Source organism: Streptococcus sinensis, from assembly GCF_000767835.1.
Taxonomy (GTDB): Bacteria; Bacillota; Bacilli; order Lactobacillales; family Streptococcaceae; genus Streptococcus; species Streptococcus sinensis.
The window spans coordinates 1-16,457 of record NZ_JPEN01000039.1 but is presented as its reverse complement, the minus strand read 5'-3'; the positions used below and the strand labels follow the sequence as shown (position 1 = coordinate 16,457).

The window sequence follows — 16,457 nt, the reverse complement described above, 5'->3', positions numbered from 1 at the left end:
TTTATTTTCGTGTTTCTGTGGGTGACGGCTATGTCGTCATGGCTGTCTGTCCCAGACTCTTTTGTAATATTTTAGAAGTGGAAAAAGCATTAAGCATAAGGATTGATAAAAATATTTCTCTGTCTCTTTAATTCTCTTGACATTAGAATTGTCAGAATTTATAATAAAAAGAAACTGGTGGTTCATAAAACTCCCTGTTTATTGATGAAAGAAGGATTTGATATGAAGAAAAGATCTGTCTTTGCTTGGATTTGGGAATTTGTTTCCCATCACAAACTCTATTTTATCCTCAGTTTGACTTTTGCCTTTGCTTCTGTGCTAGCTGGTTTTCTACCCTACTTTTTGGTGGGAAATATGATTAATCAGCTCTTGGCTGGCAACCGGGATTGGGATTTCTATCTGGTCCAGTCTATTTGGGTTGGTATTTTCTGGATAGCTTATTGGGGTTTTCATGGCATTTCTACCCTGCTTTCCCATACAGCAACCTTTAAGATTCTGGCGGAGATGCGCTACCGTCTGACCGAGAAATTGCGACTCTTGCCTCTAGGAACGGTCTTAGATCAGTCTTCTGGCAGCTACAAGAACATTATTGTGGAGCGGGTGGATGCGACCGAGACTACCTTGGCCCATCTGATTCCTGAGTTTACATCTGGTCTTTTTGGCCCTTTGTTGATTTTGGTGGCCATGTTTGTCATTGACTGGCGGCTGGCTCTGTTTTCGCTTTTAACTCTACCTATCGCTGTTCTGGCCTATATTCGGATGGCGGCTAACAGCGAAGCTGATTATCAGAATACCATTGTTAAGACCAAGAAACTCAACGATACGGCTGTTGAATATATCAATGGGATTGAGGTCATCAAGATTTTTGGCAAGGAGAAATTCTCCTACGATAAATTTGTCAAAGCCGCCAAAGAAGGAGCGGACTGTTTTATCGAATGGATGCGCAAATTCAATCTGGAAATGGCTATTGTGACAGCTTTTCTACCTTCTGGCTTACTCTTTTTGCTACCGGCTGGAACTTATTTTTATCTGCGAGGAAGCGTCAGTGCAGGCAATTTCATCCTTATGATTATCTTATCGCTCAGCCTGCTGACACCTTTGATTTTGGTGGCCAGCTATATGGACGAATTGCGCAAGGTGGGATCTATCTTTGGGGAAGTCATTGCTATTTTGGAAAAGGAAAATCTGGAAAGGCCGATTGCTCTGGTAGAAAAACCTCAGGGGTGTGATTTGGTTATGAAAGATGTTTCTTTTGGCTACTCTGCAGAAGAAGAGGTCTTGCATGGGATTTCCTTTGTTATCAAAGAAGGCAGTATCAATGCATTGGTCGGTCCGTCGGGATCAGGTAAATCCACCATTGCCAAACTCTTGGCTTCCTTCTGGGATGTTTCCTCTGGTCAGATTACTTACGGCGGAGTCGACATCCGCCAGTTACCGCTGGATTATTACAGTCAGCAGATTGCCTATGTTACTCAGGACAATTACCTTTTTGATGAAAGTATTATGGATAATATCCGCATGGGAAATCCTGCAGCCTCGGATGAAGAAGTTATGGAAATTACTCGAAAGTGTGGCTGTTATGACTTTATCCTGCAGCTGGAAGAAGGTTTCCAGACTCGCGTTGGTGTTGGTGGCAGTCATTTGTCTGGTGGTGAGCGTCAGCGGATTGCTATTGCCCGTGCCATGCTTAAGGATGCACCGATCATTATCTTAGATGAGGCGACAGCCTATACTGATCCGGAAAATGAAGCTCGTATCCAGTCTAGCCTGGCTAAGCTGATTGAGGGTCGAACGCTGATTGTTATTGCCCATCGTCTGTCAACCATTAAGACGGCAGAACAAATTCTAGTCCTTAATGCCGGTCGACTTGAGGCTCAAGGGCGTCATGAGGAACTGTTAGAGACCTGTCCGATTTATGCTTCCATGTGGCAGGCTCATATAGCGGTTAAGGATGGAGACCAGCTGGAAGGAGGGGTGGCTCATGCTTAGTATACTGAAAAAATTCTTTGAATTTTGCCAGCCAGAAGATTGCAGAAAATTTTATCTATCCATTTATCTGGGGGTAATCAAATCCTTGATTATCGCCCTGCGTATTCCAGCCATTGGTCTAGTAATCATGGGGTTGATTGAGAAAAATCTTTCCATACAAACTTTTTGGATGTCCTTGGTTATTATGGCTATTTCTGTTCTGCTTAATATCTGGATTACACTGAAAATTACTATGCTGCAGACGGAAGCTGGCTATAATACCTGTGCTCAGAAACGGATTGAGATTGCCCAGCACATGCGCTATCTGCCAATGGGCTATTTCAACCAAACCAGTTTAGGAAAAATCACCAGTGTCACAACCAATACACTGGAAGCCTTATCCGACGTAGCGACGCGGGTAGTCATGATGACAGTTCAGGGTTTTCTCTCGTGTGCTTTGATTACGATTCTAGTCTTTATTTTTGACTGGCGGATTGGTTTGGTTCTGCTGGTGGGGCTGAATCTTTTTCTCTTGCCCAATAGCCTCATGCGCTGGCAGGCGGGTAAGGTATCGGATATCAAGCACAGGGCAGATATGAATCTGGTCGAAGTGGTTCTCGAGTACAGCCAAGGTATTGCTGAAGTCAAGAACTACAATCTAGCTAGCCGATCTAGCAAGAAGCTATCGCAGACGATTGATGCAAAGAGCCGACTGGATACCAAGCTGGCCCTAGTCACTTCGCCATATATTGCCCTCCAAGGTATGATTACCAAGCTGACTGGACTCTTTATGGGACTCTTCTCAATCTACTTTTATCTGAATGGCAGCATGGAGTTACTAGTGGCTATCATGATGATTATCAGTGGTTTTATGGTCTATGAAAATCTGGATGGTGTAGGCAGTTTTTCAGCGCTCTTACGCATTGTTGATTTGTCGGTTGATATGGTCAATCAAGTTTTGGCTATCCAGCCGATGGACATCAGCGGTCAGGACATTGAGCCTAAGAGCAGCCAGATTGAGCTGAGAGATGTTAGCTTCTCTTATGGAAATAAGAAAATCATTGACCAGGTTTCCCTCACCATTCCAGAAAAAACAACAACTGCCCTGGTCGGACCTTCTGGCTCTGGCAAAACAACGCTCTGCAACCTCATCGCCCGCTTCTGGGATGTGGACCAAGGAAGTATCAGTTTGGACGGACATGATGTCAGGGCTTACAGCTATGACAGCCTGATTCGCAATTTCAGCTTTGTCTTCCAAAGCGTCTATCTCTTTGAGGATACCATTGCCAATAACATCCGTTTTGGCAAGCCAGAAGCTAGTCTGGAAGAAGTGATGGAAGCTGCCAAGAAAGCGGCCTGTCATGACTTTATCCTCTCGCTGCCTGATGGCTATGACACCAAGATTGGTGAAGGAGGTGCCAGTCTTTCTGGAGGTGAGCGTCAGCGCATTTCCATCGCTCGGGCTATTATCAAGAATGCGCCTATTATCATTCTGGATGAAGCAACAGCCAATGTCGACCCAGAGAACGAAGAAGCCCTCATTCAGGCTATTCAGGCTCTGACTCGCGATAAGACTATTATCATGATTGCCCACCGACTCAAGACAGTTGAGCATGCAGACCAGATTTTGGTGCTGGATCAAGGCCGCATTGTCGAGCAAGGCAAACACCGAGACTTACTAGCCAAAAAAGGCCTCTATAGCAAGTTTATCCAAGAAAGAAAAACAGCTGCTAGCTGGCGGATTGAGATAGCTGATTAACAGTTGATACAGCGAGCCCCTTTGGCTTGCTGTTTTTCATTTAAAGGGAAGAATGGTATAATGAAGTAGAGAAAAATCTTGAATGAGGTAGCCATGAACGAAATCAAATGCCCTAACTGCGGGGAGGTTTTTACAGTCAATGAGAGCCAATACAGTGAGCTTTTGTCGCAGGTTCGGACGGCGGAGTTTGACAAGGAAATTCATGCTCGGATTGAGCAGGAGCTGGCTTTAGCAGAGCAAAAATCGCAGAATGCACAGCAGACTCTCAGCGCTCAAAAAGATCAAGAAATCAGTCGACTAAAGCACCAAATCGAGCAATTTGAAACTGAAAAAGAGTTGGTCAAAAAGGAAGTTGAGAAAGAGTATGACAAATCTATAGTTGACAAGGATCAGACTATCACGGAGCTTCGTAATCAAATTTCTCAATTTGATAGTCAGCAGGAGCTTGCGAAAAAAGAGGCTCAAAATCAGCAACAGCTCATACTAGCAGAGAAGGAGCAGGAAATTGCTGATTTACATCATAAGATTAGTCATTTTGAGACAGAGAGAGAGTTAGTAAAGCAAGAAGTTGAAAAAAACTATGATAAGCGTATAGCAGACCAAAATCAAGTTATCATAGAACTTCAAAGTCAAATTGCGCAGTTTGAGATCCAGCAGGAATTAGCAAAGAAAGAGGCGGAGCAGGCAGCTAGTCTTCAATTACAGGAGAAAGACAAGGAAGTCCAGCAACTGGAAAATCAGCTGAAAACTCTGCAATTGGAGCATGAAAATCAACTTCAAAAGACCTTGTCTGAGCTGGAAAAAGAGCGGGATGAGGTGAAGAATCAGCTAGTTTTGCAAGAAAAGGAAGCGGCGCTGGCTCAGACCTCTCTCAAAGAACGCTATGAGGTAGAACTGCGTCAGAAAAATGAAACCATTGAGTTTTACAAGGATTTCAAAGCCAAGCAATCTACTAAGATGATTGGTGAAAGTCTGGAACAGCACTGCGAGTACGAGTTTAACAAGAATCGTATGGCTATGTTTCCACGAGCGGAGTTCGGCAAGGACAATGATGCCAGAACTGGCAGCAAGGGTGACTACATTTATCGAGAGGTGGATGAAAATGGTGTAGAAATCCTCTCCATCATGTTTGAGATGAAAAATGAAGGCGATGAGACGGCGACCAAGAAGAAAAACGAGCATTTCTTCAAAGAGCTAGATAAGGATCGGCGGGAGAAAGGCTGCGAGTATGCTATTCTGGTGACTCTTCTGGAGGCTGATAGTGAGCTCTACAATTCGGGTATTGTCGATGTGTCCTATGCCTATGAAAAAATGTATGTTATCCGGCCTCAGTTCTTCCTGCCCATGATTACCCTCTTACGCAATGCTGCGCTTAACTCACTCCAGTACAAGCAGGAGCTGGCCTTGGTACGGGAGCAGAATATTGATATTACGCATTTTGAGGAAGATTTGGATGCCTTTAAAGTAGCTTTCGCCAAGAACTATCAGTCTGCTTCGACCAACTTTGGCAAGGCCATCGAGGAGATTGATAAGGCAATCCGCCGGATGGAAGAGATCAAGAAATTCCTGACGACTTCCGAGAACCAGCTGCGCTTAGCTAACAATAAACTGGACGATGTCTCTGTCAAAAAACTGACACGCAAAAATCCTACTATGAAAGCTAAGTTTGAGGCTTTGAAAAAGTAATAACAGGCCTTGAACTATTCTTGTAAGTAAGATTTCGGGAGGATTCTGAATATGGTCTATCGTGCAAAAAATTATGTCCTGCATTTTAACGATAAGAGCATGGACTATGTGACCTTTGGAAAAGGTAAGAAACCTCTGCTCATCATCCCAGGTCTAGGGGATGGTTTGGCGACTGTTAAGGGAATGGCGCAAATGCTTGCCCTATCTTATAGGGAATTCGCAACAGCTTACCAAGTGTATGTTTTTAGCCGAGTCAATGAATTGCCAGAAAATTACACAACACGAGATATGGCGACTGATATAGCTGAAGCTATGGAGGTCTTAGGGCTGAAAGCGGAAGCTGTTCTAGGAATTTCCCAAGGCGGTATGATTGCTCAGTGGTTGGCAGCAGATTTCCCAGAAAGAGTTGAAAAATTGATTTTGACAGTTACAACTGCGAAACTGAATAATCTTGGTAGGGAGCGGATTACTCGCTGGCTTGAGTTGAGTCAGACTGGATCCTATAAGGAACTGATGTTGGATATTGCAAGTCACTCTTATACGGCTAAATCCTTTGGAAAGTTTAAATACCTTTATCGAATAATGGGAATCTTTGGTTGCATTAAAGATAAACAGCGGATTGCTATTCAGGCAATATCTTGCTTAAGACATGATAGTTTAGCAGTTCTGGAAAAGATCAATTGTCCTACGCTAATCATTGGAGCAGAAGAAGATGATGTTCTAGGTGCAGAAGCTTCGCTCGAATTACATCAACATATCAAAGATAGCCAGCTCACTATTTTGCCAGACTGTGGCCACGCACTCTATGAACAGCATAAGGATTTCCAAAAGAGAGTTTTAGTATTTTTAGAAAGTTAATCAATGAACGGAATTATCAACTTAAGAAAAGAAGCGGGCATGACCTCGCATGATGCGGTATTTAAGCTGCGCAAGATTTTGAAAACCAAGAAAATCGGTCACGGAGGCACCTTGGATCCAGATGTGGTCGGAGTACTTCCGATTGCTGTAGGCAAGGCGACACGTTTGGTCGAGTTCATGCAGGAGGAGGGCAAAGTTTACGAAGGTGAAATTACTCTGGGCTGCTCAACGACAACAGAGGATGCCAGTGGAGACATCCTAGAGCGGACGCCAGTGACGGAACTTTTAGAAGAAGCCCTTATCGATGAAGCGATGGAGTCCATGACCGGTGAGATTCGCCAGATTCCGCCCATGTACTCTGCAGTCAAGGTAAATGGCCGCAAGCTTTATGAATATGCAAGAGCGGGTCAAGAAGTGGAGCGGCCAGAGCGTCAGGTGACTATTTTTAGCTTTGAACGCACCAGTCCGATTTCCTACGTAGATGAACAAGCCTGCTTTCGGTTTCGAGTGAAGTGCAGCAAGGGGACTTATGTTCGGACTCTGTCTGTTGATTTGGGAGCCAAGCTTGGCTTGGCCAGTCATATGTCCCAGCTGACACGGACTTACTCAGCGGGTATGAGTTTAGATGATGCCTTGACCTTGGATGAAATAGCAGAGCGAGTAGCAGTGGAGGATTTCTCCTTCCTCCATCCCTTGGAGCTGGGGACCGGTGACCTACCTAAGCTAGAACTGACAGCAGACCAATTGGAAGAAGTGCGCTATGGTCGATTTATTACCCTAGAAGATGCTGGACTGGAATTAGCTGCCTTTCATGAGGGTAAGCTAGTCGCAATATTAGAAAAAAGAGACCAGTCTTATAAGCCTAAAAAGGTCTTTCTCTGATATTTTGTGATAAAATAGAAAAATGATGAAAACGATTAAAATTAAAAATGAAAAAGATATTATCCAGAAAGAAGATACTGTCCTAGTTCTAGGTTATTTTGACGGCTTGCACAAGGGCCATCAGACACTTTTTAAGCAAGCTCAAAGAATTGCGGCTGAGCAAGGGCTGAAAATTGCGGTGCTGACTTTTCCAGAGTCACCTAAGCTGGCTTTCGTCCGCTATCAGCCAGAGTTGATGTTGCATTTGAATCATCCCGAAGAACGCGCTGCTCACCTAGAGAATTTAGGTGTGGACTATCTTTATCTGATTGATTTTACCAGCCATTTTTCTAAGAACACAGCCCAAGAATTTTTTGATAAGTATGTCTCTGCGCTCAAAGCAAAGGCAGTTGTAGCGGGATTTGACTATCACTTCGGTTCTGACAAGCGAAAGGCAGATGAGCTAGCAGATTATTTTGATGGTCAGGTGTTTATCATTTCATCAGTCAATCAGGAGAATGAAAAAATTTCCTCTACTCGTATCCGTCAAGCTGTGCAGAGTGGTGATGTCTCCAAGGCACATCAGTTGCTGGGTTATCCTTTGTCTACTCGCGGAATCGTGGTCCATGGCAATGCCAGAGGCCGTACGATTGGCTATCCTACGGCTAATTTGGCGCCGCTGGACCGAGTGATCCTACCAGCAGATGGTGTTTATATTGTGGAAGTTGAGCACAATGGCAAGCTTTATCGAGGCATGGCCAGTGTCGGAAAGAATGTGACCTTTGAAGGTGATGAGCTCCGTTTTGAAGTCAATATTTTTGGCTTTTCTGAGGAAATTTATGGCGATACCATTCGAATTATTTGGTTGGATAAGATTCGGGAGATGGTCAAATTTGATAGTATCGAGACTCTCGTTGCTCAGCTGCAGAGTGATGAGCAGGTCGCTAAAAGTTGGACTGCTTATCGAAATAGTTGAAAAATTTATAATTTCATGACATTCGGCAGTAATTTTCAAAAAAATATAGTCAAGCCAAATTAAATTTAGTATAATAGAGTTAGTTATTATATAAAATAAGAAGAGAAAAGCATGATTACACTATTTTTATCGCCGAGTTGTACTTCTTGCCGCAAGGCGCGTGCTTGGTTGATTAATCATGAAGTTCCATTTACGGAGCATAATATCATGACAAGCCCTCTGTCTGCCTCAGAATTGCAGCATATTCTTTCATTGACAGAAAACGGAACAGATGACATCATTTCAACTCGTTCAAAAATTTTTCAAAAACTGGACTTAGATGTAGAGGATTTATCGATTTTAACGCTGATTAAGTTGATTGAGGAAAACCCTAGTCTTTTGCGTCGTCCAATTATCCTTGATGGCAAACGAATGCAAATCGGTTTCAATGAAGATGAAATACGTGCTTTCTTACCTCGGGGTTATCGGAAGGAAGAGTTAAGAGCCGCAACTATGCGTGCTGATATTTAAAATATGGACAAAAATTATAGTTACCCACTAGACTTATCGTGGAGCACTGAAGAGCTTGCTTCAGTGCTTTCTTTTTTTAATGATGTAGAGCAAGCCTACGAACAGAAGATTCAAGCGGAACAACTGCTCCAGTCTTATGCAGTCTTTAAGAAAATTGTTCCCAGCAAAGGAGAGGAGAAGCGATTAGGCCGTGAATTTGAGACTGTCAGTGGCTATTCGCTTTATCGTGCTGTTCAGGAAGCTAAAAGAAAAGGGAAAGGAATGATTTCTCTTGGAAAATAAATTTCGTTTTGCGAAAGAAATAGTTTGTCAGGCAGGTGTTTTTTTAAAGGAGCATCTGCATGATGACTTAGATGTTGTGCAAAAGAGCAGTCCGACTGACTTGGTGACCCAAATGGACCAAAAAATTCAGGATGATTTGGTTGAGAAAATATTGGCTCGTTATCCTGATGATGCGATTTTGGCAGAGGAAAATGACCTGCGACACGACATCGCGGATGGCAATGTCTGGGTGATTGACCCCATTGATGGGACCAATAATTTCATTACCCAGCAAGCTGATTTTGCTATTATGTTGGCTTATTTTGAAAATGGGCAGGGCCAGTTCGGATTGATTTATGATGTGACGCGGGACCAGCTTTTTCATGGAGGCGGGGCTTTTGATGTTTACTGCAATGACAGAAAGTTGTCTGCTTTTATCAATAAACCCTTGCAAGCATATCTCATCGCTTCAAATGCCAGTATGCTGGAGCATAATCACTGGGGGCTGGCTGACTTGTCTCGTGCTTGCTTAGGCGTGCGTGTGTATGGCAGTGCTGGGATTAGTTTTGGCAAGACCCTTTCTGGTGGTTTGGCGGCCTATTTCTCTTATAATTGGCCTTGGGACTATGCAGCGGCCTACGTGATGGCTGACAAATTGGGGTTTGTCATTCAGACTTTAGATGGCGGCCAGCCGAATTTCCAGACCAAGGAGCCCATCATGATTGCTCCAAAGTGTAAATTGGGTGAACTACAAGAGTATTTACGAAAGGGAAAAGGCTAGTATGGACTTTCCAGTAGGTTTTAAGGAAAAGTATGAGAAGCTCTTGGGTCAGGAAGCAGAGGCTTTTTTTGCGACTTTTGATCAAGAGCCGATTTCAGCCTTTCGAAGCAATCCTTTAAAAGAAACTCAGAAAGATTTTGTGAATGCTATCCCAAATACAGACTGGGGCTATTATGGAAAAATATCAGGTAAGTCAGTAGAACACGTCACAGGTCTAGTCTATTCTCAGGAACCGGCTGCCCAGATGGTTGCCCAGGTTGCAGCACCGCAAAAGGGCATGAAAGTTTTGGACTTAGCGGCTGCACCAGGCGGAAAATCTACCCATTTACTCTCTTATCTGGAAAATACAGGTTTGCTGGTTTCTAACGAAATCAATGCCAAACGTAGTAAAATTTTGGTGGAGAACATTGAGCGTTTTGGAGCGCGAAATGTCCTTGTCACCAATGAATCTGCGGATAGATTGGCTAAGGTTTATCAGGGATATTTTGACCTCATTGTCCTAGATGCTCCTTGCTCTGGCGAAGGGATGTTTCGCAAGCAGCCGGATGCCACCCAGTATTGGAGTCCGGAATATCCGGCTCAGTGTGCGCGTCTGCAGCGAGAAATTTTAGCGGACGCTATCAAGATGTTGGCGACAGGCGGGCAGCTGGTCTATTCGACCTGCACTTGGGCACCAGAAGAAAATGAAGAAATTGTCGCTTGGCTTTTAGAGAATTTTCCTTTGGAATTGCTTGAAATACCCAAAATCAATGGTATGGTTGCGGGGACTGATTTTCCAGAAACAGCTCGTATGTATCCCCACCATTTCAAAGGAGAAGGGCAGTTTGTAGCGAAATTTTGCTTTACAGGAAGTCAATCTGCTAAAAAAATTAAAGCAGTTAGAAATAAATTGACAGCTGAGCAAAGAAAACTCTGGCAAGATTTCCAGAAAAAGCATCTAAAAATTGAGCTAGAAGGACATTTAGATATCTTTGGCAACAATCTGTATCTGCTGCCGGCTGGACTGCCAGACATGTCTAAGCTGAAAATTGCTCGCAATGGCCTGCATCTAGGAGAATTTAAGAAAAATCGCTTTGAACCGAGCTTTGCCTTAGGTTTAGCCTTGAGGCCCAGTGAAGTCGTCTCTGTCCTTGAGATTGATGACGAGGCTTTTGGTAAATATGTAGCGGGCGAGACGGTTCAACTCTCTCAAAACTATCCAAATGGCTGGTATCAAGTGCTTGCCCAAGGAAACGGTTTGGGTTTTGCAAAAATTACTGGAAATACCTTGAAAAATTATTTCCCTAAAGGGCTTCGCTTTCGTTCAAAAGACTAGGCAAAGCCCTCTTTCTATGTTATAGTGGATATAGTGGGATTTTCAGTTTCTTTCAAATAGACATTCCACTATCATTCTCAAGATTTCGAGGAAAAAAATGGTGAAGAAAAAATATAAGCTGATTTTGTCAGTGCTTCTAGTCCTATTTGCAGTCAGCCTATCAGCCTGCTCCAGATGGATTGACCGAGGGGAATCCATGACTGCCGTTGGTTCAACGGCTCTTCAGCCGCTTGTCGAAGCAGCAGCGGATGAGTTTGGTTCAGCCAACATTGGAAAAACAGTCAATGTTCAGGGTGGCGGATCAGGTACTGGCTTGTCTCAGGTTCAGTCTGGTGCGGTTGAAATTGGTAACTCAGATGTGTTTGCTGAGGAAAAAGAAGGAATTGACGCCTCAGCCCTTGTTGACCATAAGGTGGCGGTCGCTGGGATTGCGGTGATTGTCAATAAAGAAGTGTCTGTCGATAATTTAACGGCGGAGCAGCTGCAGAAGATTTTTACCGGTGAGGTTACAAACTGGAAGCAGCTGGGCGGGAAAAATCTAGAGATTTCCATCATCAACCGTGCGGCAAGTTCTGGTTCTCGGGCTACGTTTGACAGTGTCATCATGGACGGTAAATCCGCCGTTCAAAGTCAGGAGCAGGACTCAAATGGGATGGTTAAGTCCATTGTTTCCCAAACTCCTGGAGCTATTTCTTATCTGGCCTTTGCTTACGTGGATGATTCTGTCAAGACTTTGAAGCTCAATGGCTACGATCCAACGGCTAAGAATGTTGCGACCAATGCTTGGCCACTATGGTCTTATGAGCATATGTATACATTGGGCAAGCCGACTGGTCTGGCAGCAGAGTTTTTGGACTACATGTTGTCAGATGAAGTTCAGGATGGAATCGTCTCAGGAATGGGCTATATTTCCATCAAGGAAATGCAGGTTAGCAAAGATGCTGATGGAAATGTTACGAGCTTAAAAGGAGATAGCAAATGAGAAATGAAGAATTAGCAAAAAAATTACTATCCCCTTCGAAAAACTCTCGTCTGGAAAAATTTGGTAAATATATCACCTTTGCCTGCCTGTCTTTAATCGTACTGATTGTAGCCATGATTTTAATCTTCGTAGCACAAAAGGGCTTATCGACCTTCTTTGTCAACGGAGTCAATGTGTTTGAATTTTTATTTGGCTCCACTTGGAATCCGTCAGGTAAGGAATTCGGTGCTCTGCCCATGATCTTGGGTTCTTTCATTGTTACGATTTTGTCAGCATTGATTGCAACGCCATTTGCTATTGGAGCAGCGGTCTTTATGACTGAAGTGTCGCCTAAAGGGGCCAAGATTCTTCAGCCTGCGATTGAGCTCTTGGTTGGGATTCCGTCTGTTGTGTACGGATTTATCGGCTTGCAGGTTGTTGTTCCGTTTGTTCGGACTGTTTTTGGAGGTACCGGATTTGGAATTTTGTCTGGTATTTTCGTACTTTTTGTCATGATTTTACCAACGGTGACTTTTATGACGACAGATAGTCTTCGTGCTGTGCCACGTCACTACCGTGAAGCAAGTCTGGCTATGGGCGCTACGCGTTGGCAGACTATTTGGCGGGTAACACTCAAGGCTGCTCGCTCCGGTATCTTTACAGCGGTAGTCTTTGGAATGGCGCGGGCCTTTGGGGAAGCCTTGGCCATTCAGATGGTTGTCGGTAACTCTGCGGTGATTCCAACCTCTTTGACAACACCTGCGGCGACCCTGACTTCCGTTTTGACCATGGGAATCGGAAATACTGTTATGGGAACCGTTGACAACAATGTCCTCTGGTCCTTGGCTCTGGTCTTGCTGTTGATGAGTCTGGCCTTTAACAGTGTCATTAAATTGATTACAAAAGAAAGAGGTAAGAAAAACTATGCACGCTAAGAAATTAGATAAATTGGCGACTGGTATCCTCTACACGATAGCTGGTATCATTGTTGCTATCCTTGCCTCTCTGATTCTTTATATTCTGGTAAGAGGATTGCCGCATATTTCTTGGTCTTTCCTGACTGGGAAATCTTCTTCCTATCAAGCTGGTGGTGGTATTGGGATTCAGCTTTATAATTCCTTCTTCCTGCTGGTGATTACTCTGATTATCTCTGTTCCCCTTTCGATGGGAGCGGGAGTCTATCTGGCTGAGTATGCTAAAAAAGGTCCGGTGACTAATTTTGTCCGTACCTGTATTGAAATCCTATCCTCGCTGCCGTCCGTGGTTGTCGGACTCTTTGGTTATTTGATTTTCGTTGTGCAGTTTGAGTATGGCTTTTCTATCATCTCAGGTGCTTTGGCTCTGACTGTCTTCAATCTGCCTCAGATGACTCGGAATGTCGAGGATAGCTTACGCCACGTTCACCATACACAGCGTGAAGCAGGGCTGGCTCTGGGAATTTCCCGTTGGGAGACAGTCCTACATGTTGTCATTCCCGAAGCTTTGCCAGGAATTGTGACAGGAATTGTTCTTGCTTCTGGTCGAATTTTCGGTGAAGCAGCTGCCTTGATCTATACTGCGGGTCAATCTGCGCCAGCTCTGGATTGGTCTAACTGGAATATTTTCAGCATTACCAGTCCGATTTCGATTTTCCGGCAGGCGGAGACGTTGGCCGTCCACATCTGGAAGGTCAATAGTGAAGGAACCATTCCTGATGGAACTGTGGTGTCAGCAGGATCAGCAGCTGTGCTCCTGATTTTCATCTTGATTTTCAACTTTGGAGCCCGCAAACTCGGTTCCTACTTGCACAAGAAATTAACCTCTGCATAAAAGGAGAAGCAATGACAGAATATAATTGGAATGAAAAACATATCATTACTTTTCCTGAAGAAAAGATAGCCCTTTCGACTAAAGATTTACATGTTTACTACGGTAAAAAAGAATCCATCAAGGGCATTGATATGCAGTTTGAAAAGAATAAAATCACAGCCCTCATCGGTCCTTCTGGATCAGGGAAATCGACCTATCTCCGCAGTCTCAATCGTATGAATGACACGATTGATATTGCCAATGTGACCGGTGAAATTTGGTATGAAGGAATTGACATCAATCGTCGTGATATTAATGTTTACGAAATGCGTAAGCACATCGGCATGGTCTTTCAACGGCCCAATCCATTTGCCAAGTCTATTTATCGCAACATTACCTTTGCCCATGAACGGGCTGGTGTAAAAGATAAAAAGATCTTGGATGAGCTTGTTGAAACTTCGCTCAAGCAAGCCGCGCTTTGGAATCAAGTTAAGGATGATCTTCATAAATCAGCCTTGACCTTGTCAGGCGGTCAGCAGCAACGACTCTGTATTGCCCGAGCTATCTCGGTCAAGCCAGATATCTTGCTTATGGACGAGCCAGCTTCTGCGCTGGATCCGATTGCGACCATGCAGCTGGAAGAGACCATGTTTGAGCTCAAAAAGGACTATACGATCATCATCGTGACTCACAATATGCAGCAGGCTGCCCGGGCCAGTGACTACACCGGCTTCTTTTATCTGGGGGATTTGATTGAGTACGACAAGACTGCCAATATTTTCCAAAATGCCAAACTGCAGTCGACCAATGACTATGTTTCTGGTCATTTTGGTTAAAGGTGAAGAAAATAAAGGAATGAACTTATGACAGAACCTATTTTGCAAGTCAAGGACTTGTCGGTCTATTATAATAAAAAGAAAGCACTCAATAGTGTCTCCTTGGACTTTATGCCTAATGAAATCACTGCCTTGATCGGGCCATCAGGTTCAGGGAAATCTACCTTGCTCAAGGCTATCAATCGCATGGGTGATTTGAATCCAGAAGTAACAACGACAGGAACGGTCATCTATAATGGGCACAACATCTACAGTCCTCGGACAGATACGGTGGAGCTGCGTAAGGAGATTGGCATGGTTTTCCAGCAACCCAATCCCTTCCCGATGACCATTTATGAAAATGTTGTCTACGGCCTGCGGATCAACGGTGTCAAGGATAAACAAATCTTAGATGAAGCGGTAGAACGCTCCTTGATAGGGGCTTCTATCTGGGATGAGGTGAAAGACCGTTTACATGATTCGGCTATTGGTCTTTCCGGCGGTCAGCAGCAGCGGGTCTGTGTAGCGCGTGTATTGGCTACTCGTCCGAAAATTATCCTCTTAGATGAACCAACGTCAGCGCTGGATCCAATCTCTGCTGGTAAGATTGAGGAAACTCTGTATGGACTCAAAGACACTTATACTATGCTCTTGGTAACTCGTTCCATGCAGCAGGCTTCTCGGCTTTCGGACAAAACAGGCTTCTTCTTGGGTGGTGATTTGATTGAGTTTAATGAGACGAAAGAAATGTTTATGAACCCAGCTAATAAAGAAACAGAAGACTATATTAGTGGTAAATTTGGTTAAAAATTTGATTCTATCAAAAGGAATCAGAAAAAGCTTATGAAAGGAAAATTATGCTTAGAGTACAATTTGAAGAAGATTTACAGAAACTCCATAATCAATTCTATGCTATGGGAAATGAAGTGCTGTCGCAGATTAATCGCACAGTTCGAGCTTTTGTAACCCATGACCGTGATTTGGCTCGGCAGGTCATTGAAGATGATGCGGAAGTCAATGAATACGAAGTGAAGTTGGAGAAAAAATCTCTAGAAATTATTGCCTTGCAGCAGCCCGTTTCTCAGGATTTGCGGACAGTTATTACAGTACTGAAGGCCAGTAGCGACTTGGAACGGATGGGAGACCACGCTGTGTCTATCGCCCAAGCTACCATTCGGATGAAAGGAGAAGTACGCATCCAGTCTGTTGAAGAAGAGATTAAGAAAATGGGACGCGATGTCAAGGATTTCGTAGAGGAAACCCTCAATGTCTATCTGAATGGTAATGTGGATCAGGCCTATGCTATCGCAGCTATGGATGAAAAAATCAACCAACATTTTGATGATATTCGTGATTTAGCAACTGAAGAAATCAAACATAATCCCGAACTGATTGTGACTGGTCGCGATTACTTTCAAGTCATCTCTTATCTGGAGCGCATCGGAGACTACGCTAAAAACATCTGCGAGTGGGTCGTTTACTTCGAAACAGGTAAGATTATTGAATTGTAATAGATAGTAAAAAGACAGGCTAAGCTTGTCTTTTTGTGTTTTAATGAAGAAAACGGTAAGACGAGCTTAAAAGGATAGATGCCTAGCCTTTAGGTAGACAATAGACGAATTGGGATTTCAAAGGCCTAAAAACCTAAAATAAACCAGTGTATTTTACCTAGATGATTGAGGAAGCCATCTTTGGCTGAAACGATAGAAAAAGACGATAGGGGACAATACTAAAAAATTATGCTACAATGTGGGAAAGCGATGACTGAAAGCGTTGTTTTATAGGATACTATAATGGAGGTATGGTTATGAAGAAAAAGGTTGTTGTCAGTCTGACAATTTTATTCTTTCTAGTTTCAGGAGGCATTCTATGTAAAAAGTCAAGAATAATTTTTTAAAATATCAATTATTTTTTACAG

16 protein-coding genes are annotated in these 16,457 nt (G+C 43.6%); all 16 read left to right on the top strand.

The features are described 5' to 3' along the window. The first annotated feature begins 222 nt into the window (after window positions 1–222). Entirely contained in the window at window positions 223–1,989 is a 1,767-nt protein-coding gene (locus SSIN_RS02630) for an ABC transporter ATP-binding protein (RefSeq protein WP_037615404.1), read from the top strand. After that, window positions 1,982–3,727: an ABC transporter ATP-binding protein gene (locus SSIN_RS02625; RefSeq protein ID WP_037615401.1), complete on the top strand. Its 1,746-nt coding sequence runs from the start codon at window positions 1,982–1,984 to the stop codon at window positions 3,725–3,727. Before SSIN_RS02630 ends, SSIN_RS02625 begins: the two co-directional genes overlap by 8 nt. 93 nt (window positions 3,728–3,820) lie before the next feature. Next, window positions 3,821–5,413 (top strand): DUF2130 domain-containing protein, encoded by a 1,593-nt coding sequence (locus SSIN_RS02620; protein WP_156956272.1) that lies wholly within the window; start codon window positions 3,821–3,823, stop codon window positions 5,411–5,413. Between the two features lie 51 nt (window positions 5,414–5,464). Then, window positions 5,465–6,271, top strand: a complete 807-nt coding sequence (locus tag SSIN_RS02615; RefSeq protein ID WP_037615399.1) for an alpha/beta fold hydrolase — start codon at window positions 5,465–5,467, stop codon at window positions 6,269–6,271. Between the two features lie 3 nt (window positions 6,272–6,274). Then, window positions 6,275–7,153 (top strand): tRNA pseudouridine(55) synthase TruB, encoded by an 879-nt coding sequence (truB, locus tag SSIN_RS02610; RefSeq protein ID WP_037615398.1) that lies wholly within the window; start codon window positions 6,275–6,277, stop codon window positions 7,151–7,153. Window positions 7,154–7,178: 25 nt separating this feature from the next. Further along, complete coding sequence (locus SSIN_RS02605; RefSeq protein WP_280513201.1) at window positions 7,179–8,108, top strand: bifunctional riboflavin kinase/FAD synthetase; 930 nt, start codon at window positions 7,179–7,181, stop codon at window positions 8,106–8,108. A 111-nt stretch (window positions 8,109–8,219) separates the two neighbouring features. Next, window positions 8,220–8,618 carry a Spx/MgsR family RNA polymerase-binding regulatory protein gene (locus SSIN_RS10660; RefSeq protein WP_037615395.1) on the top strand — a complete coding sequence of 133 codons (399 nt, stop codon included), beginning with the start codon at window positions 8,220–8,222 and terminating at the stop codon, window positions 8,616–8,618. A gap of 3 nt (window positions 8,619–8,621) precedes the next feature. Next, the gene (locus SSIN_RS10655) at window positions 8,622–8,900 is read left to right on the top strand and encodes a UPF0223 family protein (RefSeq protein ID WP_037615394.1); all 279 of its coding nucleotides are present in this window, start codon (window positions 8,622–8,624) and stop codon (window positions 8,898–8,900) included. Then, window positions 8,890–9,660 carry an inositol monophosphatase family protein gene (locus SSIN_RS02590; RefSeq protein WP_037615393.1) on the top strand — a complete coding sequence of 257 codons (771 nt, stop codon included), beginning with the start codon at window positions 8,890–8,892 and terminating at the stop codon, window positions 9,658–9,660. Before SSIN_RS10655 ends, SSIN_RS02590 begins: the two co-directional genes overlap by 11 nt. 1 nt (window position 9,661) lies before the next feature. After that, on the top strand, window positions 9,662–10,975 hold the full coding sequence (locus tag SSIN_RS02585; protein ID WP_037615392.1) for an RsmF rRNA methyltransferase first C-terminal domain-containing protein: 1,314 nt from the start codon (window positions 9,662–9,664) through the stop codon (window positions 10,973–10,975). Window positions 10,976–11,072: 97 nt separating this feature from the next. Beyond that, complete coding sequence (locus tag SSIN_RS02580; RefSeq protein ID WP_037615391.1) at window positions 11,073–11,957, top strand: phosphate ABC transporter substrate-binding protein PstS family protein; 885 nt, start codon at window positions 11,073–11,075, stop codon at window positions 11,955–11,957. Beyond that, a complete protein-coding gene (gene pstC, locus SSIN_RS02575; protein WP_015604880.1) occupies window positions 11,954–12,871 on the top strand; it encodes a phosphate ABC transporter permease subunit PstC in 918 nt (305 codons plus the stop codon). The genes SSIN_RS02580 and pstC overlap by 4 nt, the downstream gene beginning before the upstream one ends. After that, the gene (gene pstA / locus SSIN_RS02570) at window positions 12,861–13,745 is read left to right on the top strand and encodes a phosphate ABC transporter permease PstA (RefSeq protein WP_037615389.1); all 885 of its coding nucleotides are present in this window, start codon (window positions 12,861–12,863) and stop codon (window positions 13,743–13,745) included. The genes pstC and pstA overlap by 11 nt, the downstream gene beginning before the upstream one ends. A gap of 11 nt (window positions 13,746–13,756) precedes the next feature. Continuing rightward, window positions 13,757–14,560, top strand: coding sequence for a phosphate ABC transporter ATP-binding protein PstB (pstB, locus tag SSIN_RS02565; RefSeq protein ID WP_037615387.1), 804 nt, complete (start codon window positions 13,757–13,759; stop codon window positions 14,558–14,560). A 27-nt stretch (window positions 14,561–14,587) separates the two neighbouring features. Beyond that, complete coding sequence (gene pstB / locus SSIN_RS02560; protein WP_037615385.1) at window positions 14,588–15,346, top strand: phosphate ABC transporter ATP-binding protein PstB; 759 nt, start codon at window positions 14,588–14,590, stop codon at window positions 15,344–15,346. Between the two features lie 50 nt (window positions 15,347–15,396). Beyond that, window positions 15,397–16,050: a phosphate signaling complex protein PhoU gene (phoU, locus tag SSIN_RS02555; protein ID WP_037615384.1), complete on the top strand. Its 654-nt coding sequence runs from the start codon at window positions 15,397–15,399 to the stop codon at window positions 16,048–16,050. Window positions 16,051–16,457 lie beyond the last annotated feature (407 nt).

Coding starts and splice junctions, on each gene's coding strand:
- SSIN_RS02630 (WP_037615404.1), top strand. CDS start 223: ATGAAGAAAAGATCTGTCTTTGCTTGGATTTGGGAATTTGTTTCCCAT.
- SSIN_RS02625 (WP_037615401.1), top strand. CDS start 1,982: ATGCTTAGTATACTGAAAAAATTCTTTGAATTTTGCCAGCCAGAAGAT.
- SSIN_RS02620 (WP_156956272.1), top strand. CDS start 3,821: ATGAACGAAATCAAATGCCCTAACTGCGGGGAGGTTTTTACAGTCAAT.
- SSIN_RS02615 (WP_037615399.1), top strand. CDS start 5,465: ATGGTCTATCGTGCAAAAAATTATGTCCTGCATTTTAACGATAAGAGC.
- truB (WP_037615398.1), top strand. CDS start 6,275: ATGAACGGAATTATCAACTTAAGAAAAGAAGCGGGCATGACCTCGCAT.
- SSIN_RS02605 (WP_280513201.1), top strand. CDS start 7,179: ATGAAAACGATTAAAATTAAAAATGAAAAAGATATTATCCAGAAAGAA.
- SSIN_RS10660 (WP_037615395.1), top strand. CDS start 8,220: ATGATTACACTATTTTTATCGCCGAGTTGTACTTCTTGCCGCAAGGCG.
- SSIN_RS10655 (WP_037615394.1), top strand. CDS start 8,622: ATGGACAAAAATTATAGTTACCCACTAGACTTATCGTGGAGCACTGAA.
- SSIN_RS02585 (WP_037615392.1), top strand. CDS start 9,662: ATGGACTTTCCAGTAGGTTTTAAGGAAAAGTATGAGAAGCTCTTGGGT.
- SSIN_RS02580 (WP_037615391.1), top strand. CDS start 11,073: ATGGTGAAGAAAAAATATAAGCTGATTTTGTCAGTGCTTCTAGTCCTA.
- pstC (WP_015604880.1), top strand. CDS start 11,954: ATGAGAAATGAAGAATTAGCAAAAAAATTACTATCCCCTTCGAAAAAC.
- pstA (WP_037615389.1), top strand. CDS start 12,861: ATGCACGCTAAGAAATTAGATAAATTGGCGACTGGTATCCTCTACACG.
- pstB (WP_037615387.1), top strand. CDS start 13,757: ATGACAGAATATAATTGGAATGAAAAACATATCATTACTTTTCCTGAA.
- pstB (WP_037615385.1), top strand. CDS start 14,588: ATGACAGAACCTATTTTGCAAGTCAAGGACTTGTCGGTCTATTATAAT.
- phoU (WP_037615384.1), top strand. CDS start 15,397: ATGCTTAGAGTACAATTTGAAGAAGATTTACAGAAACTCCATAATCAA.